The following is a 20,515-nucleotide window of genomic DNA, read 5'->3' as shown; positions in this document are numbered from 1 at the left end:
GCCTGGAGAAAAGTGATGAGTGCCACCGAGAAAGATCGCGATGTCCTTGCGCGCACGCTATGGGGTGAGGCGCGCGGCGAAAGTCTGGCTGGCCAGATCGCCGTGGCATGGACAGTTCGAAACCGCGTGTTCGATGGAAAGGAAAAGTCGTGGTGGGGGGAGGGGTATGCGGGCGTGTGCCAGAAATCGTATCAGTTCAGCTGCTGGAACAGGAACGATCCGAACTACCAGTTCCTGATTGGCGCACGCCAGATTCCGTACCGCGAGTTGGCGCAGGCGCGGATTGCCGCTGATCAGGTGATCGACGGCAAGGTGGCGGATCCCACCGGCGGCGCCACGCACTACTACGCCTCCAGCATCAAGGCGCCGGCTTGGTCGCTGAAAGCAAAGCAAACCCTGAAGTTGGGCGGCCATGTCTTCTTCAAGGATGTGCCGTGATCGCCGTGCCCGCGCTATAGGCTTTCCCGCTCTCGCTTCTCCATAAGCAGTCGCTGATTTTCTCGATGAAGGTGATCGCGCTGATCCGATACCAGCAGCATGCTGTTCACCCTGCGGAGCAGTTCCGATCGTTCGTCTTGCAAGCGGGCGACGTTGTCGGCGGCTTTTTGCAGATCGGCTGCGGCCTTGGTTTTTTCAGCAGACAGTTGGTCGTTCATTTCGACCAACGTGAAAATCCGCTCTCGCATCTGGCGCAGCTGTAGCGTCAGCTCCTCGAACTCGTTTTCGTACATCCTGAGCTGATGCTGGCAGGTTTCGAGCGGTGTCGGGCAGCCGAGCCAATCGTCGGTGTCTTCTATATAGAGGGGATCCACGGGTGTGCCTTGCTTGTACTGTTTGGATATACAGTAATCGAGGCGCAGCCGGTGAGCGAGGGTGGGGCGACGAGCTGTAGGGTTTTGGATTGGTGTTCAGTCGGCAGAACGCCGGAGAGGGCGCCAAAAAGGCTCAGTGACTTTCCGAGTGACTTTGTAAAACACGGTTGCGCACAGTTGGGCATCGTTGCAGCGAGCGCCCGGCGCGAAGCCTCGGGTTTGGCGGGCTGTAGGCCAGTCCGCTTGCATGGGGTGCTAGGGGTCGAGTGTTCGAATCACTCCGTCCCGACCATAATTCCTGAGTAAAATCAGACAGGTAAGCCGATTAAATTAATCGGCTTTTTTGTGTCTGTCATTACGGTCTCGGCTCTTTCTTAACGTCCTCAGAATCACTCGACGTCGCAGCATCCTTCGCCGTCTCATGAGATTGCGCGCCAGCATTCCCACCTGATGACTCCTCACCTTTTTTGCTGGCCTTTTCGTCGTTGGCTTTCGAGCTTTTCGACTGATTGACCCCCGGCATGGCGGTCGGCGGCGCAGCGGATCCCGCCGTGTTTTGTTCACTTGCCAAGACGTAAACAGGGCCGGCCACAAGCAGGCTGGCGAGCGAAAGGGCGGCAATTTTCTTGTTCATGGTCTGAGCCTTCCACGCTGGGGATGTACCGCATTGGAAGGGCGAGGGCGTTAAAGGTGCATCGCGCTGGACGAGCGGTAACCCTCGCCGACCTTATTTCCAGTCTGAAAAAATCCTCAATAGGCGGCAAATTGCTGGCCCCCTGATCGGAAACATCCGGTCAAAATCGCCTTTTTTCAAAAGGTTAGGTTGGCTATATGCGGACGATTGCCATCACCGTTGCAACGCTTTCCCTGGCTGCCTTTGCTTCGACTGTCGAGGCGAAAGAGATTAGCAAGAGTCATCAGTTTGCCTGCACCTGGGGTTCGGACATGGCTGCCGGAGCGCAGCAGTCCAAGCTGTCTGGCGTTTCTTTATATGGCGCGCGCAAGCAATTGCAGGTGCGCAAGTTTAAGCAACCGTGGATGCGCATGACCGCGATGGGGATCACCGAGCAGACCTACAACAGCAGCTCGAAGCTCAAACCGGCGGCGATCAAGCAAATTTATTACGAACAGTGCATACGCCACGAATTGGCCCAGCGTTAACGCAAAAAGCCCAACCTGAACCGGTTGGGCTTTTTCATGCCTGACGAGGCGTCTGTGTCATTTTTCGCTTTCGCAATTGACCATCCACGACACGCCAAAACGATCGACCAGCATTCCAAAACGCGCGGCCCAGAAGGTCGCTTCCAGTGGCATATCGACGCGACCATCCTTGGCTAATGCGTTAAACACGCGCTCTGCTTCGGCGATGCTGTCGACGTTCAGAGAAATCGAGCAGCCACTCATGCCTTGGGTCGGGCGGTCGGGCGTGGTGTCCGAGGCCATGATCATCTGATCACCGACCTTCAGGCAGGTGTGAATCACCAGATGGTGATGTTCTTTGGACACGTGCTCGGCGGCGGGTGTTTCGCCGAAGGTCATCATCGCCTCGAGCTTTCCCTGCAAGGCTTGTTCGTAAAACGTGAACGCTTCGCGGCAGTCGCCGTTGAAGATCAGGTACGGGTTGATTCTCATGTCTCTGCTCCCGGCAGTAGCGCGGAGAGCGGCGGTTATTCGCCAGGTTCCGCGTTGGGCGGTTAAAACATAGCAGAGCGTTGGACGTCAGGAAGGGCGGAGCTTTCCAGATGGATTCGTTCTCAAAAACGTCTGATTTATCACTGTCTGAATCCAGGTCAGGAATCACCTGAGCTTTTTAACAAAGCAGGCCCGGCCATGCGGGGAGCGGGTTTGGATTGCATCAGGCTGTCCAGCGCTTTGCGATAACTTTGACCGCCGAGCGCCATGCTGTTGTTGTGCGTTGCTCCTGGCACCAACAACAGGCGCTTGGGTTGTTGCGCTGCGTTGAACAGTTGCTCACTGAAACGCGGTGGCACGAAAGCGTCGGCCAGACCGTGTACGACCAGCAAAGGCATATGAATGTCGGCGATCTTGTCGATCGAATCGAATTTCTGCGAGAGCAACCAGCGCACCGGCAGCGAAGTGTTGGCCACAGACGCGGCGACGTCCGCCAATGTGGTGAAGGTCGATTCAATCACCAATCCACGAACCGGTAGCGGTGTGTGATTACGCTCGGCGTCCTGACCAAGTTCTGCAGCCAGATCGATCGCCACTGCACCGCCAAGAGAATGGCCGTAGATCAGGCGTTTGTTCGGATCCGGTTGCAGCAGTTTGAAGCGCTCCCAGGCGACGCGGGCATCTTCGTAAACGCTGCTTTCCGACGGCAGATCACCGTGGCTCTGGCCGAAACCGCGATAGTCGATGGCCAGCACCGAGTAACCCGCTGCGCGCAATTGCTCAATGCGGAACAACTGCCCAGTCAGGTTCCAGCGCACGCCGTGCAAATAGAGAATGGCCGGAGCATTGGCTTTTTCCGCCGGCCACCACCACGCGTGAATGTTTTGCCCGGCCTTGAAGCTCTTTGGTTGCAGGTCGAGTTCCTGCACGCTGCCGGGCAAGCCGTGATACCAGCCGGCCGTGCCCGGTTCGATGCGAAACAGCAGTTTGCGTTCGGTGTGTTCGAGCACGGCACAACTCGTTGGCACGCCGATAATCAGCGCGGCCATGCAGGCGAACGCCAGACGGCGGCGGCGCAGACGAGTCATGAAGGCCTGGAACATTAAACGTTTCACCACGCAGACAAAGAACGCTTTTTACCAGAACCCTCGGTCTGCGCGTGACAATTTCGACCAGCGCCCGTGGGCAACGATTACAAAATGCTGCAACGGCTTAAATCACCCGCAACACGATCTTGCCGATATGGTCGCCGGCCTCCATGTGCGCGTGGGCCTGGGCCGCGTCGGCGAGCGGGTAGACCTTGTCGATGATCGGCAGGCAGCGCCCGGCAGCCAGTGCCGGCCAGACGTGCTCGCGCAGTTGGCTGGCGATCTCGGCTTTTTCCGCCGCAGTGCGGGCGCGCAGCAGCGAACCGGTGATCACCGCACGTTTGGCCATCATTGCCAGCAGATCGAAGTCATTGGCACGTGCGCCACCGAGGAAACCGAGCATCACCAGCCGGCCGTCCATCGCCAACGCGCTGACATTACCGTTGAGGTACGAGCCACCCATGATGTCGAGAATCGCATTCACGCCTTTGCCGCCTGTCTTCTCGGCGATCACCGCGGCGAAATCCTCTTCGCGATAGTTGATCGGCTGGCCGCCGAGTTTGCTGATCGCCGCGCATTTATCCGCGCTGCCGGCGGTGGCGAAGGTTTCGATGCCGAATTCGCGGCAGAGCATCAGCGCGGTGGTACCGATGCCGCTGGTGCCGCCGTGAATCAACACGCGTTGACCACGGCTGGCGGCCCCGAGCACGAACAGATTGGCCCACACGGTGAAGAAGGTTTCCGGGATCGCTGCCGCTTGAATCCAGTCGATGCCGTCGGGAATCGGCAAGGTCTGGCCTGCTGGAACCGCGCAGTACTCGCCGTAGCCGCTGCCGTTGGTCAACGCGCAAACCCGGTCGCCCACGGCAAACTGGCTGACGCCGGCGCCCAGCGCCACGACTTCACCGGCCACTTCGAGCCCGGGAATCGGATCCATGCCGGGCTTCATCGGGTATTTGCCGGCACGTTGCAAGGCATCCGGACGGTTTACGCCGGCTGCGTGTACGCGGATCAGTACTTGGCCTTCAGCGGCGACTGGCAACGGTACGCGTTTGGGTTGCAGGACTTCCGGGCCACCGGGTTCGGTGATTTGGATTTGGGTCATTTCGGTGGGCAAAGACATGCAGAGTCCTCTCAGCAAAGGTTTGTGTAAATGGGAGTGCTGCGTCGATCAATAAATTCAGGTCAATCCCCGCACCCCTGTAGGAGTGAGCCTGCTCGCGATGGCGTCGGGGCAGTCGATGCAGGGTTGCCAGACACACCGCGTTCGCGAGCAGGCTCACTCCTACATTGTTTTGTGCGTGTCCAAAGGTTCATGGCTAGCTCCAGGATGAGCGCCAGCGCAATCGCACCAGCAGCAATCACAAACAGCAACGCGTGATGGCCGCCCGTGGCATTGAACATCGCCGAATAGGCAAACCCGGCCAGCGCCTGAAACGTGGCAAACGACACCGTGGCGCGGCTCCAGGCGATTTGCTGGCGATGATGATTCGGCACCAGTTCATGCACACGAGCCAGGGCCAGCGGCACAATGCCCGGCGGGAATGAGCCGAGAATCACCGCGAGCAGCGCCAGTGCCAGAAAGGAATGCGACACCGCCAGCAGCCCCAGCGTGATTGCCTGCACGACGAGCACCAGTCGAATGCTTGTACGCGCACCCAACCGATCCGCCAGAAAGCCATAACTCACCGGCCCGACAATCGCGCCCACGCCATACATCACCCACACCAACGCGCCGACATGCGCCCCGGCACCGAGTCCGCGCGCCACGTAATCCACCAGAAAAACCATCGCCGGCACCAGACCCGCCGCCATGAAGGCGTATTGAGCGAACAGCAGATAAACGCCGGGCGGAGTCGTTTGAGTCGCCGCCACATCATGTGAAGCGGTCGGCTGCGGCAGATCCGCAGGCCAGCCGAACCAGCTCAACGCCGTCAGTACCAGCGACAAAGTGCCGAGCCCCAGCCAAGTCGCCTGCAGACCCAAACTCAACAGCGGCGGCACAATCGTCCCCGAGCCGGCGATGCCCAAACCGATCCCCAGAAAAATCGCGCCACTGGCCAGCCCTTTGCGCGCGGTCGGCACATGCGGCAGCACGGTCGCAGCCACCAGCACCATGATCGCGCCACCGGCAATCCCCGACAGCAGTCGCCAGCCGAAAAACCAGCTCACTGACAGCGGATAGGCACAGGCGAAAAATGCCGCAGTCACCGCGAACATCATCAGGCGCAGCGCATTTTTGTTGCCAAGTTGCCGCGCCACAGGACGGCCGAGCAGGGCACCGATCAAATAGCCGACAAGGTTGGCGGCGCCGAGGTACACGACGTCGTTGGCAGAAAACCATTGCGCTTGAATCAGCGCAGGAATCAGCGGTGTGTAAGCAAACCGCGCCAGCCCGATGCTGACCAGGCTGGCGCAGAGTCCGGCGAAGATCGGCAGCCAGAGGCCGGTTGATGATGAAGTACGCATGAGAGCGATCTCGAGGAAGATATATGGCGCTGAGGATATCGGCTATCGTTGCTGCATTCGCGCAGCGATTAAGCGGCGCACTGATGCGGAATTGCATCATCAGGAGACAGCATGAATTGGGATGATGCGCGGGTGTTTCTCGCGGTTTGTCGCGAGTCGACGTTACGCGGCGCAGCGCGGGTGCTGGGAGTTGATCAAGCGACAGTAGGGCGACGCATCACTGCGCTGGAAAAATCCTTGAGTGCGACGTTGTTCCTGCGCACCTCCGACGGTTACGCGTTGACGGCGGTGGGTGAGGCCGCGCTGAAGAACGTGGAGAAAATGGAGCATTCGGCGCTGGAGCTTGAGCGACAGATTCAGGGGCTCGACGACCGCCTGACCGGCAATGTGCGCGTCAGCACCACCGATTCGCTGGCCATCGATTTTCTGATTCCGGCCATTGCCCGCCTGCACGAGTTGCACCCGGACGTACGCGTGCAACTGGACGCGTCCACGCAGATTCTCAGCCTGGCCAAGCGCGAGGCGGACATCGCCGTGCGCAACACGCGGCCGGACAATCCGGATCTGATCGCCCGGCGGATTGCCCGATGGCCGGTGGGGCTGTTCGCTTCGCAAGCGTACGTCGATGCCAAGGGCATTCCGCAACCGGGCTCGGCGTTCGAGGGGCATGATCTGGTGGTCTATCAGCCGTATTTGCAGGGCAACAAAGACCTGACGCTGGTCTCTGAACCGATGACTCGCGGGCGGATTGTTGCCGGCCTCGGCTCCAGCCTATTGGTGCGCCGGGCAATGGCGGCCGGTCTCGGTGTAGGAGAAATTCCCGTGTACATGGGCGAGCGCGACGGTCTGGTCAGGCTCTGGCCCGAACGCACTCGGCCGTTACCGTATGACGTGTGGCTGGTGACCCACGCGGATCTGCGCCATACCGCGCGGGTGAGGGCGGTGATCGAGCAGATTGTCGACGTGTTTGCAGCTGAGAATGACTAGATGCAAGGGCTACGTCTTCTGACGAAACGGCCTACAAAACAGGCAGAATCGGCTGGCTTGTCAGCCGACTGGGCGAGTTCTATCGTTACGACAGCTCGGTGAGAGGCCAAAGGCTCGCACTGATGTGAAGTACCAGGGACGGTATCGGTAGACCCAGGAAGGTGTCGAATTGAAAACTACGGAATTCAGTCAAAACTTAATCAGTGACCTGTCGAGACAAGGTCGGAATACCCAAACCATGAGTGCAATCAGTCGCGAAGAATTCAATGCAAAGATAGAAACCATAGAAGCCAGAATGGATGCTCGGCTTGAGGGCGTGTCGGCGAGATTCGATGCCTTTCTTTCGGCCCAGGCCGAGCGGGACAATACTCGATTGGAGCGGGATCAGACTCAAGCAGAGCGCGATAAACGCTATGATTTGATGTGGGCCGGAGTGCAAAAAATCGCCGAAGAGTCGAAAGAAGCCATCAAACAGGCCTCGACTGTGAAGGCTAATTACTGGGCAGCGACTGCCGTACATTTTTTCGGAGTGATCACCATCGTTGTGGCCGCGCACTTCGCCAATCAAGCCGCCGTGCTGACTACCCTGCAGACTACGCTCGCAGCAATCCAACTGGGCAAAGACATCAGCGTGCAAAAGCCGGCCTCGTTGCAAATACCGGTACCGCCACAATAAAAAACGGCCTTCAAAAGAAGGCCGTTTCTGTTGGCGTTGAAATACTGCTTATGGCATCTGCGGCAATTCCTGCGGCCGCAAGTCAAACACCAGCACCTCGGCGTCTACGCCATTGCTCAAGGTCAGTGCCTGTTCGTCACGAACCCGCACGCCATCGCCTTCCTGCAATTGCACGCCATTGAGTTCAACGCTGCCCCGTGCCACATGCACGTAAGCATAACGGTCAGCGGCCAGTTTCAGTGTGGCGCTTTCCTTGCCATCGAACAGGCCGGCATACACTCGCGCATCCTGGCGCACTTTCAGCGATCCATCTTTGCCGTCCGGCGAGATGATCAATTGCAGGCGACCGCGTTTTTTCTCGGCGCTGAAATGCTCCTGCTGATAACGCGGTTTGGCGCCACTGACTTCCGGCACAATCCAGATTTGCAGGAAGTGCACAGGCTTGGTCGCCGAGTGGTTGAACTCGCTGTGCGCCACGCCGCTGCCGGCGCTCATCAGTTGCACATCGCCGGGGCGGATGACCGAACCGGTGCCCAAGGTGTCTTTGTGTTCCAGCGCGCCTTCCAGCACGTAGGAAAAGATCTCCATGTCGCGGTGCGGGTGTTGGCCGAAACCCTTACCGGCAGCAACGCGGTCATCGTTGATCACCAGCAGGTCAGAGAAACCCTGTTCACGCGGGTCGCGGTAGCTGGCGAAGGAAAAGGTGTGGAACGACTTCAACCAGCCATGATTGGCGAGGCCACGATCGGAGGCTTTGCGAAGAGTCAGCATGATGAAATCTCCTTACGGGACGTTAATTCGTCCGAGTGAGGAGAAGGTTACTGGTAATTGCCAAGTGCAATAAGTAGATGAAAATTGAAAGACTGTCCTGATCAGGTTGACAGTTTTGCGCGGTGGTTCACGCATTTTTTCCGACGTCTGCGCTGCAGTTGGCCATAATGCCTCGCGTATCCGGTGCGTCTTTCTTTCTTTGAACTCAGTGAAATCTTCCATGAAAACCGTGGCAATGGTGCTGTTCCCCGACTTTCTTCTGCTGGACATGGCCGGGCCACTGGAAGTGTTTTCGGTCGCCAACCGCTTTTTGAAGGCTGAAGCACATTACCAATTGACCACTCTGGGTACCGAGCCCGGCCCCCTGCGCGCTTCAAATGGCGTGTTGGTACACGCCGACCGCCATATTGAGCAGACAGACGAGTACTACGACTTACTGTTGGTGCCGGGCGGCCCCGGTGCCTACAACGACAAGTCTCCGCCGTTGCTCAATTGGTTGAAGGGCGCGGTCAATCGGGCCGAGCGCTACGGGTCAATCTGTACCGGCGCATTTGTGCTGGGACACGCCGGGTTGCTCGATGGCTATCGCGTGACCACCCACTGGAATTACACCGAACGTCTGATCAAGGGATTTCCCAAGGCAGACGTCGCGACCGATCAGATTTTCGTCGAGGATCGCAACTTGATCACTTCGGGCGGGGTCACCGCGGGCATCGATCTGGCGTTGGCCGTAGTCGCTCAAGACCACGGCAAGACGCTCGCGCAGAATGTCGCCAAAGTGTTGCTGGTCGTCATGAAACGCCAAGGTGGTCAGGCGCAGTTCAGCCCATTGATGGCAGCGGTTGCGCCGCAGGAAACGCCGATTACCCGCGTGCAGAATTACGTCCTTGAACACCTCGACGAGGCTTTCACCATCGAGCGCATGGCGGGACTGGCGAACATGAGTGCGCGGCATTTCGCGCGCCTGTTCAGCCGTGACGTCGACATGACGCCGATGGAGTTTCTGCAAAGTGCGCGTATCGATTGCGCCCGTAATTTGCTGGAAACCAGCGACTTGCCGCTGAAAACCGTGGCTTACAAAAGTGGTTTCGGCAGCGTCCGCCATATGCGTTTTCTGTTTGCAGAAAAGCTCGGTCTGACCCCTGCGCAGTACCGCGAACAGTTCAGCTAGAGCGGTTCTGTCCGTTTCGCGCACCCGGAAGTCCGTGTTGCGCCCCGCGTGGCAGTTGTACCGTCACTTGAGGCTGCCAAGATGATGGCATGAACAGCCCCATCGATTTGACCTCGGCGTCAGTGCTGCATTTTGGCCCTTACGCGTTCCACTTGCGCCAGCGGCTGATCCTTGAAGGGGATCGGCAATTGCGCATGGGCGGGCGCGCGCTGGACATTCTGCAAGTGCTGGTCGAGCGCGCCGGTCGAGTGGTCAAGAAGGAGCACTTGATTGCGCTGGTCTGGCCGACGTCGGTGGTCGAAGAGATCAATTTGCGCGTGCACATTGCCGCGCTGCGCCGAGCGCTGGGTGACGGTGAAAATGGCCAGCGCTACATCGTCAACGTGCCGCAATGCGGTTACAGCTTCGTCGCCCCGGTGCAGGGCGACAATGCCGCGCAAGTGGTGTTCGAAACCCTGCAGGCGCCCCAGCACAATCTGCCGGCACGCCTGTCGCCGGTGACCGGCCGCGATTCGTTAGTCGGCTTGATGGTGCGGCAACTGCCGTTGTGCCGGTTGATGAGCGTGACGGGCCCGGCCGGGGTCGGGAAGTCCACGGTGGCTTTGCGCGCGGCCGAGTTGTTGCTGCAGCACTTTCGCGATGGCGTGTGGCGGGTGGATCTGGCGCTTGTCGACGATGGCACTGCGCTGTTTGATCACGTTTTGCTCACGCTAAATACCGATCTCGCCACGTTGGCCAGTCGTCACACGCTGTTGCTGTTCGACAACTGCGAGCATCTGCGCGACGCCTGCAAGTCTGTGGTGGAGAAACTGCTGAATGCGGCGCCGCGTTTGTCGATCCTCGTGACCAGCCGCGAAGCGCTGCAAGCCGCTCTGGAAACCGTGCAGCACCTGCCACCGCTGAGCCTTCCCCCGTCGAGCGCGCTGGACAGTGTCGAAGAAACCATGGGTTATTCGGCGGTGCAGCTGTTTGTCAGCCGCGCCCGCGCACGTCAGCAGGGATTTTGCCTGCGGCTGCAGGATCTGGAAGTCGTGCGCGATATCTGTCGGCGCCTCGACGGTTTGCCGTTGGCGATAGAACTGGCGGCAGCGCAAATTGATGCGCTGGCGCTGGTGGGATTGCAGGCGCAGTTAGGCAATTGTCTGCAGTTGCAGGGCCGTCGTACTGCTGAGCCAAGGCATCAGACCCTGCAAGCCGCGCTGGACTGGAGCTATCAGCGCTTGAGCGAACAACAGCAGCGGGTGCTGCAACGTTTGTCGGTGTTCAAAGTGGCTTTTACGCTTGAGGCGGCGCTGGCGGTGCTCGCCGAGGCACACGGGCAGTTGATCATTGATCAACTGGTGCAGAAGTCATTACTAACGGTAAAGCGCGGGGAGGGGGCGTTGCACTATCGAATGCTCAACACCACTCGTTTGTACGCGCGGGCAAAACTCATCAGCGGTGATTTTGAACATCGCCATCTACATTTTCTGCGGCGGTCATCCCGGGTTTCAGGCTTGCGTTTGATTGCGCAACTTGTCGAGTAGCTGGCGCACTTTGCGCAAGTCCGGGGTGGCGTAGCCTTCGGTGAAACGTTGGTAGATCGGGGTCAGCAGATCAAGGGCCTCGAGGTAGCGCGATTGTTGCTGCCAGAGCTGGGCCAGTGACATGGCGCTGCGTAGCTCCCAGGCCAGTGCGCCTTGGGATTGGGCGATGGACAGGGCCTGGAGCAGGAGGTGTTCTGCTTCTTGGGATTTTGTGGTGATCGGGCTAATGCCTTCGCGAGCAAGCCCGCTCCCACAGGGATCTATGCCTGACACAAATCCAATGTGGGAGCGGGCTTGCTCGCGAAGAGGCCAGTCCAGACACTGCAAATCTTCAGCCAAAAGCTGCTCCGCCCGAGCCCGCAATATCTCCGCCGTGCTCCAACCCGCCGCACCACTGCGCGCCCGCTCCAGCAACGCATCTTCCACAAAACCACTGTCCAGCGTCACCATGATTTCCCGGATCAACCCGCCACCCTCCGCCCGCACAACCGTTGCCGTCTCAGCATCAATCACCTGCGCGTAATGCCGCCCCCACGTATGAAACAGCAGCACCGAATGCTTCTGCGACTGCTCCAGCAAAAGACGCAGCAAGGCCCGCGCGTTCTGTTGGTCACCGTTGTAATGCGCGATCAGACAAGTGGCCAGCGCCAGGGTGTAGCAAATCGAGGTGCCATGATTGATCTGCACCGCGATGTCCAGCGCCTGCCGCGCCGTATTCCACGACTGTTCGGGAAAACCCTGCAACCACAACACGCGGGCGAGTACGGTCAGCGAAGCGACGCTCTGGTCGTATTGCACGCCGAAACCGTGGGTGAAGCGATTGAGGTGACCGCTCTGCGCCATGCGCTGAATCACTTGTTCGGCGTGGATGCGCGCCTGCGTCTGCTCGCCGGCGTAGTGCAGCGCCAGCACGCGCAAACGGTGAGTACTTAATGTCAAAAGCGGATCACCGTGCAGGCCGAGGCGATCGAATTGTTCGCTCTGCTCAAGAGCCATTTGGTAATGCCCACAACTGAGATTGACCGCCATGTGCCCCGACACCGCCCGCAGTTGCCCGGCGACATCGCCATGCTGATGGGCCAGCGCAGTGGCACTGGCGAAAGCCTCAATGGTTTCCGGGGTGCCGCCCCAAGTGTGATAACAGGCGCTGCCGAGTGCGAGATTCAAGGCAATTTGCAGACGCGGACACGGCGTCTCTGCATCCTCGAGCAGGGACAGCGCCTGACGCACGTAACCGCCGTATTCCTTGAGCAGCGACAGTTCCTGCCATAACGGCGCGGAAGCGGCGGCCAATCGAATCGCCAGCTCATCCGGGCCGTCACCGTTCAGGCTCCAGTCCAGCGCCGCGCGCAAATCTTCCAGACCTCGCGCATAGCGCTCGATCCACAGCGTGGTCGGCGTGTGTTCCCAAGCGCTCTGCGCCTGATGCATCAGCGCCAGACAGCGCTCCGCGTGGCGCTTGCGGGTCTGTCCAAGCTCGCCCGACATATAGAGTTTTTCCAGGGCATAACGGCGGGTGGTGTCGAGCAAGCGGTAGAACACCTCTTCATCGCCGACCTCAACGTTCAGCAGTGATTTGGCGACCAATTGCGTGATCGAGCCAAACACTTCACCGGGCGTGAGGTGCTGGCCACCAATGACTGCCGCAGCGGACTCTAGCGTGAAGCCGCCGCGAAACACCCCCAGCCGGCGCAAGCAGGTTTGCTCACAAGCGGTGAGCAAATTGAAACTCCAGTCCAGCGTGGCCCGCAGTGTGACGTGACGATCCTGATTGTCCGGCGCCACGGGCGGCAAACGCCCCTGCAACTGCTTCGACAAACCGCTCAATCCCAATTCGCCGATTTGCGCGGCCGCCAACTCCAGCGCCAGCGGAATACCGTCGAGGCGTCGGCAGATTTCAATCGCCAGCGGCAGTTCGGCGTCGCTGATTTCAAAGTTTTCGCAAGCGGCCATGGCCCGTTCGACGAACAGTTGCAGGGCGGCAAAACTCAATGCCTGCGCGCGGTCGAGGACGATGTCCGGCGGGCAGTCGAGGGATTCCAGCCGCTGCACATACTCGCCCTCGGCGCGCAGGCTTTCGCGACTGGTCGCCAGAATGTGCACCTGCGGCGCGCCGCGCAAAATGCTCTCGCTGAGCAGGGCGACGGCGTCGATCAAATGCTCGCAATTGTCGATCACCAGCAGCATTTGCCGATCGCGCAGGGCGTTGATCAGACTGGTCTGCGGATCGTGATCGTTGAGCAACGTGTCGAGGAGGGCGGCGAGGTGCGAGTAGATCATTCGCGGATCACTCAGCGGTGCCAGATCGAGCAAGCGAATGCCATCGCGATAATGCCCGATCAATTGCTCGGCAACGCGCAGGGCAACCGTGGTTTTGCCGATTCCGCCGGGGCCGACCAAGGTGATGCAGCGCTGACGCGGCAATTGCGTCATCAGGCTGTCGACCAGCATTTGGCGGCCGATCATCCGCGTGCGCCGCAGCGGCAGGTTATGTCGCCCAGCGTGCGTGCCAGCGGGTTGTTGATCGATGTTCTGTTGCAGAAACGGTGCGACAAAGCTGTAACCCCGCTGCGCCACGGTGACGATGTAGCGCTGACCGGCCTGACCATCGCCGAGTGCCTTGCGCAAGGCGGCCATGTGCACGCGCAAATTGATGTCTTCGACAACGCTGTCCGGCCACACTCCGGCCATCAACGCCTGCTTGCTCACCACTTCGCCAGCGTGCGCCAGCAAAATCAGGAGAATTTCCATGGCCCGGCGACCCAGCCGCAACGGTTGCTCACCCTCCAGCACCAGCCGTTGTGCCGGGTAAATCCGATAAGGGCCGAAGCCGATGGCCTGATTTGACGGAAGACTCAACCACTCACTCCTGCGGTGCTGCAGCGGACAGGACGAAACAGCACTGGGCGAGCGCGCAGGGCGTCTGTTTCGCGGTGTCCGGGCATAATCCTCAGGTTTGAGCATCGGTGCAACGGCTGGTGTGAGTGGTGGGTTCAAAACTTCATGACAGTGGGCGAGGACTTCTTGGTTCACGCATGACCTGGCAGCGCCAGGCGAACGGGTTGATCCCTTCGCTGCGAGTAAAAATATGGCAGAAATGCGCCTGATCGCAGAAACCGCATTCCAGGCTGATTTGCGTCAGGCTCAGGTCGGTGTGCTGGATCAACAGTTTGGCGCGGGCGAGGCGTTGGCCGCGTATCCAGTCTTGTGGCGACACGCCGGTGCTGCACTTGAAGGCTCGCGAAAAATGACTGCGCGACAACGAGCACGCCTGCGCCAGTTCGGTGACTTCCAGACTTTCGCCGAGACGGTCGAGGATCAGTTGCTTGACCCGCCGCACCCGTTGCGGGCTGAGGCCACCGGTGCGTGGCACGACGGGTTCGCAGGCAGGGGCGAGGGCGACGGTTTGCAGAGAATGAGCCATGGCCAGGATCCGTGTCGGTGGGGAACGCACACTCGGCGCTTTCCCTCAGGTCAAAAAACAACGCTGCGCAGGCCATCGATTGTTGTGCGCGGGCTGACGGCTGACGAGTTAATCGTTGTTAATTCGCCTAACAGACCCGCGCTGCAAGGGCTGTTGATCGAGTAAAGTGCGTAGCACTTGCGTCTGGCTGGCCATACAAGGAAATCGAGCCCATGAACCGTAACGATCTGCGCCGCGTCGACATGAACTTGCTGGTGATATTCGAAGCACTGATGTTCGAAAAGAACCTGACACGCGTGGCCGAAAAACTGTTCATGGGCCAACCCGCCGTCAGCGCCGCGTTAGGCCGTTTGCGCGATCTGTTCGATGATCCGTTGCTGCTGCGCAACGGTCGCGCCATGGAGCCGACGGCGCGCGCGCTCGACATTCTAAAAGAGCTGCAACCGGCCATGGACGTGATCTCCGGTGCCGTCAGCCGCGCCAAGGAATTCGAGCCAGCAAGCAGTTGCGATGTGTTTCGGATCGGCTTGTCGGACGACGCGGAATTTGGCCTGTTCCCGCCGTTGTTGCGTCAGCTTCAGGAAGAGGCACCGGGCATCGTCGTCGTGGTGCGCCGCGCCAACTACTTGCTGATGCCGGCGCTGCTGGCGTCCGGCGAGATCTCCGTCGGTGTCAGTTACACCACCGACCTGCCGGCCAACGCCAAACGCAAAAAACTCCGCGACATCCCCTGCAAAGTCCTGCGCGGCGACGACCGCCCAGGCCCGCTGACGCTCGACGAATACTGCGAACGCCCGCACGCGATGGTCTCGTTCTCCGGCGACTTGAGCGGCAACATCGACCTCGACCTGGCCAAACTCGGCCGCAGCCGCCGCGTCGTGCTCGGCGTGCCACAGTTCAGTGGTTTGCGCGCGTTGCTGGCGGGTACAGAAATGATCGCCACCGTGCCGGATTATGCGGCGTGCGCGCTGGTTGAGGGCTGTGCGCTGCGCGCCGAAGACCCACCGTTTCCGATTGATGCGGCGCAGTTGTCGATGGCGTGGAGCGGGGTGCATGACAACGATCCGGCGGAGAAGTGGTTGCGGTCGCGGATCAGTCAATTCATGGCGGCGCCGCTGGATATCCCAACGGTCTGACTCCTTCCGCCGATCTCACAAACAACAAAAATCCCCCTGTAGGAGTGAGCCTGCTCGCGATAGCGTCAGTTCTGCCGATACCTGTATTGACTGAAACACCGCTATCGCGAGCAGGCTCACTCCTACATTTGTTGGGTGTGAGCCCGGCGTTGTGGGTGTTTTAAACACCGCTGTTTAAGCAACACCAGCAGACACTCTTTCAGGCTACACAACCTTGCGCCTTTGCCTACAGCTAAGACAGAATCCGCCGGCTTGTGCGCTCTGGAGCCGGGTTCTATTGTGGGTCGGTCACTGACACCAGTGATCGGGTCTCGCAGCCCGCATATCTCTAGACGCACAACATCTTCCATCGGCGAACACGCATCTGTTCGTTTTTGTCATGGCGGCTGTACGTGGGAGACCTTCGGGTCTGCCGGTTCTAGAGTCCCGGTCTGCGACCCGCGTATAGCTGCCACCTTAATTCGTCTCGCAGCGAATCGTGGCAGCTCCATCGACTCTAGGAGCAACACCCATGTTCAAAGTCACCCCCAACCCACCAGACATCGACCCCACATCCCCCTACGCATCCATCGATTCCAGAAAACTCCACGACGCCGCCGACCGCGCCCTCGACCATTACCTTTGCCCGCCCGGCTCTACGCCGCCTCCACGTAAAACCCGTGGAATGTACGCCGTCACCGCCGACACCAAAAACGAAGATCTACTGACCGACGCCAGCGAAACCCTCGCCTCAGCCAAAACCATTGCCCAGGACGTTGCCCACCTCCTTCCCGCAGCGCAGCGCCGGGCGTTGTTGGGAATTGCGCAGTTGATCATGCTCGGAGAGCTCGCGGTGAATCGGGTGCTGGATAACCTCAATCCACCTGCCTGAACATGATCGTTCCCACGCTCTGCGTGGGAATGCCTCAACGGACGCTCCGCGTTCGGCCCTGGAAGGGACGCGGAGCGTCCCGGGCTGCATTCCCACGCAGAGCGTGGGAACGATCAATCGACTGGCCCGACGCCTTCGCGAGCAAGCCCGCTCCCACAGGGTTTTGCGGTGTGCTGAATATCTCGGCACGCTGGTGAACTGAGCACACCCGTTCAATTTTTCCCTTCCCGGCATCGGCATTATTCAGGTCGATGAAGTTTCCAGGATGGGGTCATGAACGCTTTGCAACGCGATGAACGGGCGCGCGACGCCGGTTTGCTGTTTCTGCGGGTCAGCGGCGGGTTGTTTTTGCTGTGGGTACACGGCTTGCCCAAGCTGCTGGATTTCAGCGCGCAATTGCAGCTGATCGAAGATCCGTTCCACCTCGGTTCGCACCTCACCCTGATGCTGGCGATCTTCGCCGAAGTCGTCTGTCCGCTACTGATCGTCGCCGGGGTACTGGCGCGATTGGCCTGCGTGCCTATTCTCTTTGTTCTGCTGGTGGCGTTGTTGGTCGTGCATCCGCAATGGAGTGTGGCCGAGGGGCAGTTCGGCTGGTTGCTGTTGATCCTGTTTGCCACTGTGTTTATCGCCGGGCCGGGACGGCTGGCGCTTAATGTCCGATTGCCCGGAGTGCTGCGTTATGCCTGAAGTCCTGAGTCCAAAAGCACCGGGGTCTGATGAGACCGTGACGCTGATCGTCAAGCACCGGGTCAAGGCCGGGTTTGAGGCGGCGTATGAAGCCTGGCTGCGCAATATCGTGCGGGTCGCGGGCCAGCGGGAAGGGCACTTGGGGGTTGATGTGGTGCGCGGTAAACGTGCCGGCCTCGATTTCTACACCTGCGTGCTGCGCTTTTGCTCCACCGACGCCATGCAATCGTGGCTGGAATCGCCGCAGCGTCAGGCGCTGGTCGATGAAGCTGCACCGATGCTTGCCGATGGCGACCAGACCGAAGTCGCGCCGGTCAACGAGTTCTGGTTCTCGCCACTGGCCGAAGCCGCTTCGCCACCGCCGCGCTGGAAACAAGCAGTGATCACGCTGCTGGTGATTCTGCCGCACACCTTGCTGGTGCCGCTGATCTGGGGGCCGCTGCTCAGATTGCATCCGCTGCTTTCCAACTACGTGGTCGCCACGTTCCTGATCACTCTGACCATCGTCGTGTCGGTGGTGTACGTGTTCATGCCGCGCGTCACGCGCTTGTTCGCGCCGTGGCTCGAAGCCAGTCAGGCCCATGAACACCTCGATTCCCAAGAAACCTCGCCACGCTGAGCGCGCGGGGTTTGCTTCTTTTTACTTTGCTTGAGGAACTGCGATGAGCGCCGATCTGATTCTATTCAATGGCCAATTTCATACCGTAGACCGCACCAAACCGCTGGCCAGTGCCGTGGCGATTACCGATGGCCGTTTCGTGGTCGTCGGCAACGACAACCAGGCCATGGCCCTGCGCGGGCCGAACACGCAAGTGGTCGATATGCACGGCCGCTGCGTGATCCCCGGACTCAACGACTCGCACTTGCACCTGATCCGTGGCGGTTTGAACTACAACCTCGAACTACGCTGGGAAGGCGTGCCGTCGCTGGCCGACGCGCTGCGCATGCTCAAGGATCAGGCTGACCGCACGCCGACCCCGCAATGGGTGCGCGTGGTCGGTGGCTGGAACGAATTCCAGTTCGCCGAAAAACGCATGCCGACCCTCGAAGAAATCAACCAGGCCGCACCGGACACACCGGTGTTCATCTTGCATTTGTACGACCGCGCGCTGCTCAACCGCGCCGCGCTGCGTGTCGCCGGTTACACCCGCGACACGCCGAACCCACCGGGTGGCGAGATTGTTCGCGACAGCAATGGCAACCCGACCGGTATGCTGGTCGCGCGGCCGAACGCGATGATTCTCTATTCGACGCTGGCCAAAGGGCCGAAGCTGCCGCTGGAGTATCAGGTCAACTCGACCCGCCAGTTCATGCGCGAACTCAATCGCCTCGGCCTGACCAGCGCGATCGATGCTGGCGGTGGTTTCCAGAACTACCCGGACGATTATCAAGTCATCGAGCAACTGGCCAAAGACGACCAGTTGACCGTGCGCATCGCCTACAACCTGTTCACCCAGAAACCGAAAGAAGAACTGAGCGATTTCCAGAACTGGACTGGCAGCGTCAAGTTGCATCAGGGCGACGACTACCTGCGCCACAACGGCGCCGGCGAGATGCTGGTGTTCTCCGCAGCGGACTTCGAAGACTTCCTCGAGCCGCGCCCGGATCTGCCGCAGACCATGGAAGAAGAGTTGGAACCGGTGGTGCGCCACTTGGTTGAACAGCGCTGGCCATTCCGTTTGCACGCGACGTACAACGAATCGATCAGCCGCATGCTCGATGTGTTCGAGAAGGTCAACCGCGACATTCCTTTCAACGGTTTGCCATGGTTCTTCGACCACGCCGAAACCATCACCCCGCAGAACATCGAGCGGGTGAAAGCGCTGGGCGGCGGCATTGCGATTCAGGATCGCATGGCGTTTCAGGGCGAATATTTCGTCGACCGTTATGGCAAGCAAGCCGCCGAAGCGACCCCACCGATCAAACGCATGCTCGCCGAAGGTGTCCCGGTCGGCGCGGGTACCGATGCGACGCGGGTTTCCAGCTACAACCCGTGGACGTCGCTGTACTGGATGGTCAGCGGCCGCACCGTCGGCGGGCTGGCGCTGTACGAAGAAGGTCTGCCGCGCACCACCGCGCTGGAACTGTTCACCCACGGCAGCGCCTGGTTCTCCTCGGAGCAGGGCAAGAAAGGCCAGATCAAGGTCGGGCAGCTGGCGGATCTAGCAGCGCTGAGCGCGGACTTTTTCCATGTCGAGGAAGAAGCGATCAAGTGGATCGAGTCGGTACTGACCGTGGTCGGCGGCAAGATTGTTTACGCTGCCGGCGACTTCGAAGACCTCGGGCCGCGCTCGATTCCGGTGCTGCCGGACTGGTCGCCGGTGGTCAAAGTCCCAGGCCACTGGCGGCCGAATTCGCCGTTGCAGGCGCAGGTTCACCAGTGCAGCGGCCCTTGCGCCGTACACACCCACAGCCATGAAAAGGCGCGGATGTCGAACGCGCCGGTCAGCGACTTCGCCGGGTTCTGGGGCGCGTTCGGCTGCTCCTGCTTCGCTTTCTGATTCTCCCCCAAAGCGCCGGCCGACCGGTCGGCGCTTCACGCTTCACGCTTCACGCTTCATCCATCCGTCCATCAGGAGTTTTCCCATGAGCGTTCCCTACACACGTCTGAACAAAGATGACGCGGTCGTACTGCTGGTCGATCACCAGACCGGCCTGATCTCGCTGGTACAGGATTTCACCCCGAACGAATTCAAGAACAACGTGCTGGCGCTGGGCGACATCGCCAAGTTCTTCAAGCTGCCAACCATCCTCACCACCAGTTTCGACGCCGGCCCGAATGGCCCGATCGTGCCTGAACTGCGCGAACAGTTTCCGGATGCGCCGTTCATTCAGCGTCCGGGGCAGATCAATGCGTGGGACAACGAAGATTTCGTCAAAGCGATCAAGGCGACCGGTCGCAAGCAACTGATCATCGCCGGTGTGGTGACGGATGTTTGTGTGGCGTTCCCGACCTTATCGGCCATTGCTGAAGGGTACGAAGTGTTTGTGGTGACTGACTCGTCGGGCACCTTCAACACCACCGTGCAGCAAGCGGCGTGGGCGCGGATGTCGGCGGCGGGTGCACACCTGCTGAACTGGTTCTCGGTGGCGTGCGAGCTGCAGGGTGACTGGCGCAACGATATGGAAGGTTTGGCGCACTTGCTGTCGGAGCGTTTGCCGAACTATCGCAACTTGATTAACAGCTATACCAAGTTCACCGCCAAGTAAGATCAAAAGATCGCAGCCTGCGGCAGCTCCTACAGGGGGATCGCATTCCAAT

Annotated in this window: 21 protein-coding genes and 1 tRNA gene; 13 read left to right on the top strand and 9 right to left on the bottom strand. The window is 59.9% G+C overall.

What is annotated here, in order from left to right:
• Window positions 1–15 precede the first annotated feature (15 nt).
• Window positions 16–438, top strand: a complete 423-nt coding sequence (locus ACIOMO_RS07030) for a cell wall hydrolase (protein WP_401239331.1) — start codon at window positions 16–18, stop codon at window positions 436–438.
• A gap of 14 nt (window positions 439–452) precedes the next feature.
• On the opposite strand, the gene ACIOMO_RS07025 is transcribed toward ACIOMO_RS07030, so the two are convergent.
• A complete protein-coding gene (locus ACIOMO_RS07025) occupies window positions 453–812 on the bottom strand; it encodes a hypothetical protein (protein WP_401239328.1) in 360 nt (119 codons plus the stop codon).
• Window positions 813–1,035: 223 nt separating this feature from the next.
• Between ACIOMO_RS07025 and ACIOMO_RS07020 the strand changes: the two genes are divergently transcribed.
• Window positions 1,036–1,104, top strand: a tRNA-Ser gene (locus ACIOMO_RS07020).
• A gap of 63 nt (window positions 1,105–1,167) precedes the next feature.
• Here ACIOMO_RS07020 and ACIOMO_RS07015 read toward each other — a convergent pair.
• The gene (locus tag ACIOMO_RS07015) at window positions 1,168–1,446 is read right to left on the bottom strand and encodes a hypothetical protein (RefSeq protein WP_401239325.1); all 279 of its coding nucleotides are present in this window, start codon (window positions 1,444–1,446) and stop codon (window positions 1,168–1,170) included.
• 197 nt (window positions 1,447–1,643) lie between these two features.
• Here ACIOMO_RS07015 and ACIOMO_RS07010 point away from each other — a divergent pair, with 197 nt between their 5' ends.
• Window positions 1,644–1,973 (top strand): hypothetical protein, encoded by a 330-nt coding sequence (locus tag ACIOMO_RS07010; RefSeq protein ID WP_053119016.1) that lies wholly within the window; start codon window positions 1,644–1,646, stop codon window positions 1,971–1,973.
• Window positions 1,974–2,030: 57 nt separating this feature from the next.
• Here the strand turns inward: ACIOMO_RS07010 and ACIOMO_RS07005 are convergent, their stop codons facing one another.
• From ACIOMO_RS07005 to ACIOMO_RS06990, 4 genes are all read right to left on the bottom strand, one after another.
• Window positions 2,031–2,444: a VOC family protein gene (locus ACIOMO_RS07005; protein WP_282354504.1), complete on the bottom strand. Its 414-nt coding sequence runs from the start codon at window positions 2,442–2,444 to the stop codon at window positions 2,031–2,033.
• A 158-nt stretch (window positions 2,445–2,602) separates the two neighbouring features.
• Entirely contained in the window at window positions 2,603–3,547 is a 945-nt protein-coding gene (locus tag ACIOMO_RS07000) for an alpha/beta hydrolase (RefSeq protein ID WP_401239321.1), read from the bottom strand.
• Between the two features lie 109 nt (window positions 3,548–3,656).
• The gene (locus ACIOMO_RS06995; RefSeq protein ID WP_401239319.1) at window positions 3,657–4,655 is read right to left on the bottom strand and encodes an NAD(P)H-quinone oxidoreductase; all 999 of its coding nucleotides are present in this window, start codon (window positions 4,653–4,655) and stop codon (window positions 3,657–3,659) included.
• 62 nt (window positions 4,656–4,717) lie between these two features.
• The gene (locus ACIOMO_RS06990; RefSeq protein WP_401239317.1) at window positions 4,718–6,001 is read right to left on the bottom strand and encodes a YbfB/YjiJ family MFS transporter; all 1,284 of its coding nucleotides are present in this window, start codon (window positions 5,999–6,001) and stop codon (window positions 4,718–4,720) included.
• 111 nt (window positions 6,002–6,112) lie between these two features.
• Here ACIOMO_RS06990 and ACIOMO_RS06985 point away from each other — a divergent pair, with 111 nt between their 5' ends.
• Window positions 6,113–6,988, top strand: a complete 876-nt coding sequence (locus ACIOMO_RS06985; protein ID WP_400750155.1) for a LysR family transcriptional regulator — start codon at window positions 6,113–6,115, stop codon at window positions 6,986–6,988.
• Between the two features lie 238 nt (window positions 6,989–7,226).
• On the top strand, window positions 7,227–7,664 hold the full coding sequence (locus ACIOMO_RS06980) for a hypothetical protein (RefSeq protein ID WP_282354515.1): 438 nt from the start codon (window positions 7,227–7,229) through the stop codon (window positions 7,662–7,664).
• A gap of 48 nt (window positions 7,665–7,712) precedes the next feature.
• Here the strand turns inward: ACIOMO_RS06980 and ACIOMO_RS06975 are convergent, their stop codons facing one another.
• The gene (locus ACIOMO_RS06975) at window positions 7,713–8,435 is read right to left on the bottom strand and encodes a pirin family protein (RefSeq protein WP_282354517.1); all 723 of its coding nucleotides are present in this window, start codon (window positions 8,433–8,435) and stop codon (window positions 7,713–7,715) included.
• A gap of 220 nt (window positions 8,436–8,655) precedes the next feature.
• Here ACIOMO_RS06975 and ACIOMO_RS06970 point away from each other — a divergent pair, with 220 nt between their 5' ends.
• On the top strand, window positions 8,656–9,606 hold the full coding sequence (locus ACIOMO_RS06970; protein ID WP_401239312.1) for a GlxA family transcriptional regulator: 951 nt from the start codon (window positions 8,656–8,658) through the stop codon (window positions 9,604–9,606).
• Window positions 9,607–9,695: 89 nt separating this feature from the next.
• Window positions 9,696–11,132, top strand: a complete 1,437-nt coding sequence (locus ACIOMO_RS06965) for an ATP-binding protein (protein ID WP_401239309.1) — start codon at window positions 9,696–9,698, stop codon at window positions 11,130–11,132.
• Here ACIOMO_RS06965 and ACIOMO_RS06960 read toward each other — a convergent pair.
• On the bottom strand, window positions 11,097–13,991 hold the full coding sequence (locus tag ACIOMO_RS06960; protein ID WP_401239307.1) for an ATP-binding protein: 2,895 nt from the start codon (window positions 13,989–13,991) through the stop codon (window positions 11,097–11,099). The genes ACIOMO_RS06965 and ACIOMO_RS06960 overlap by 36 nt on opposite strands.
• Before the next feature lie 142 nt (window positions 13,992–14,133).
• Window positions 14,134–14,556 carry a helix-turn-helix domain-containing protein gene (locus ACIOMO_RS06955; RefSeq protein ID WP_053119037.1) on the bottom strand — a complete coding sequence of 141 codons (423 nt, stop codon included), beginning with the start codon at window positions 14,554–14,556 and terminating at the stop codon, window positions 14,134–14,136.
• Between the two features lie 212 nt (window positions 14,557–14,768).
• On the opposite strand from ACIOMO_RS06955, the gene ACIOMO_RS06950 reads away from it, so the two are divergent.
• From ACIOMO_RS06950 to ycaC, 6 genes are all read left to right on the top strand, one after another.
• Complete coding sequence (locus ACIOMO_RS06950; protein WP_401239304.1) at window positions 14,769–15,692, top strand: LysR substrate-binding domain-containing protein; 924 nt, start codon at window positions 14,769–14,771, stop codon at window positions 15,690–15,692.
• Between the two features lie 511 nt (window positions 15,693–16,203).
• Window positions 16,204–16,563 (top strand): DUF6124 family protein, encoded by a 360-nt coding sequence (locus tag ACIOMO_RS06945; RefSeq protein ID WP_401239301.1) that lies wholly within the window; start codon window positions 16,204–16,206, stop codon window positions 16,561–16,563.
• Between the two features lie 273 nt (window positions 16,564–16,836).
• Window positions 16,837–17,253 (top strand): DoxX family protein, encoded by a 417-nt coding sequence (locus tag ACIOMO_RS06940; RefSeq protein ID WP_282354530.1) that lies wholly within the window; start codon window positions 16,837–16,839, stop codon window positions 17,251–17,253.
• Window positions 17,246–17,872, top strand: a complete 627-nt coding sequence (locus ACIOMO_RS06935; RefSeq protein ID WP_053119045.1) for an antibiotic biosynthesis monooxygenase — start codon at window positions 17,246–17,248, stop codon at window positions 17,870–17,872. The genes ACIOMO_RS06940 and ACIOMO_RS06935 overlap by 8 nt, the downstream gene beginning before the upstream one ends.
• A gap of 43 nt (window positions 17,873–17,915) precedes the next feature.
• Window positions 17,916–19,754: an amidohydrolase gene (locus tag ACIOMO_RS06930; RefSeq protein ID WP_282354532.1), complete on the top strand. Its 1,839-nt coding sequence runs from the start codon at window positions 17,916–17,918 to the stop codon at window positions 19,752–19,754.
• Between the two features lie 85 nt (window positions 19,755–19,839).
• Window positions 19,840–20,463 (top strand): isochorismate family cysteine hydrolase YcaC, encoded by a 624-nt coding sequence (gene ycaC, locus ACIOMO_RS06925; protein ID WP_007913541.1) that lies wholly within the window; start codon window positions 19,840–19,842, stop codon window positions 20,461–20,463.
• Window positions 20,464–20,515 lie beyond the last annotated feature (52 nt).

Origin of the sequence: Pseudomonas sp. NPDC087804 (genome assembly GCF_044742965.1) — a bacterium.
GTDB classification, from domain to species: domain Bacteria; phylum Pseudomonadota; class Gammaproteobacteria; order Pseudomonadales; family Pseudomonadaceae; genus Aquipseudomonas; species Aquipseudomonas rustica.
This window is presented reverse-complemented; position numbering and strand designations above follow the sequence as displayed.

Coding starts and splice junctions, on each gene's coding strand:
- ACIOMO_RS06990 (WP_401239317.1), bottom strand. CDS start 6,001: ATGCGTACTTCATCATCAACCGGCCTCTGGCTGCCGATCTTCGCCGGA.
- ACIOMO_RS06985 (WP_400750155.1), top strand. CDS start 6,113: ATGAATTGGGATGATGCGCGGGTGTTTCTCGCGGTTTGTCGCGAGTCG.
- ycaC (WP_007913541.1), top strand. CDS start 19,840: ATGAGCGTTCCCTACACACGTCTGAACAAAGATGACGCGGTCGTACTG.
- ACIOMO_RS06965 (WP_401239309.1), top strand. CDS start 9,696: ATGAACAGCCCCATCGATTTGACCTCGGCGTCAGTGCTGCATTTTGGC.
- ACIOMO_RS06935 (WP_053119045.1), top strand. CDS start 17,246: ATGCCTGAAGTCCTGAGTCCAAAAGCACCGGGGTCTGATGAGACCGTG.
- ACIOMO_RS06955 (WP_053119037.1), bottom strand. CDS start 14,556: ATGGCTCATTCTCTGCAAACCGTCGCCCTCGCCCCTGCCTGCGAACCC.
- ACIOMO_RS06940 (WP_282354530.1), top strand. CDS start 16,837: ATGAACGCTTTGCAACGCGATGAACGGGCGCGCGACGCCGGTTTGCTG.
- ACIOMO_RS07010 (WP_053119016.1), top strand. CDS start 1,644: ATGCGGACGATTGCCATCACCGTTGCAACGCTTTCCCTGGCTGCCTTT.
- ACIOMO_RS06980 (WP_282354515.1), top strand. CDS start 7,227: ATGAGTGCAATCAGTCGCGAAGAATTCAATGCAAAGATAGAAACCATA.
- ACIOMO_RS07005 (WP_282354504.1), bottom strand. CDS start 2,444: ATGAGAATCAACCCGTACCTGATCTTCAACGGCGACTGCCGCGAAGCG.
- ACIOMO_RS07015 (WP_401239325.1), bottom strand. CDS start 1,446: ATGAACAAGAAAATTGCCGCCCTTTCGCTCGCCAGCCTGCTTGTGGCC.
- ACIOMO_RS07000 (WP_401239321.1), bottom strand. CDS start 3,547: ATGTTCCAGGCCTTCATGACTCGTCTGCGCCGCCGCCGTCTGGCGTTC.
- ACIOMO_RS06930 (WP_282354532.1), top strand. CDS start 17,916: ATGAGCGCCGATCTGATTCTATTCAATGGCCAATTTCATACCGTAGAC.
- ACIOMO_RS06975 (WP_282354517.1), bottom strand. CDS start 8,435: ATGCTGACTCTTCGCAAAGCCTCCGATCGTGGCCTCGCCAATCATGGC.
- ACIOMO_RS07030 (WP_401239331.1), top strand. CDS start 16: ATGAGTGCCACCGAGAAAGATCGCGATGTCCTTGCGCGCACGCTATGG.
- ACIOMO_RS06945 (WP_401239301.1), top strand. CDS start 16,204: ATGTTCAAAGTCACCCCCAACCCACCAGACATCGACCCCACATCCCCC.
- ACIOMO_RS06995 (WP_401239319.1), bottom strand. CDS start 4,655: ATGTCTTTGCCCACCGAAATGACCCAAATCCAAATCACCGAACCCGGT.
- ACIOMO_RS06950 (WP_401239304.1), top strand. CDS start 14,769: ATGAACCGTAACGATCTGCGCCGCGTCGACATGAACTTGCTGGTGATA.
- ACIOMO_RS06970 (WP_401239312.1), top strand. CDS start 8,656: ATGAAAACCGTGGCAATGGTGCTGTTCCCCGACTTTCTTCTGCTGGAC.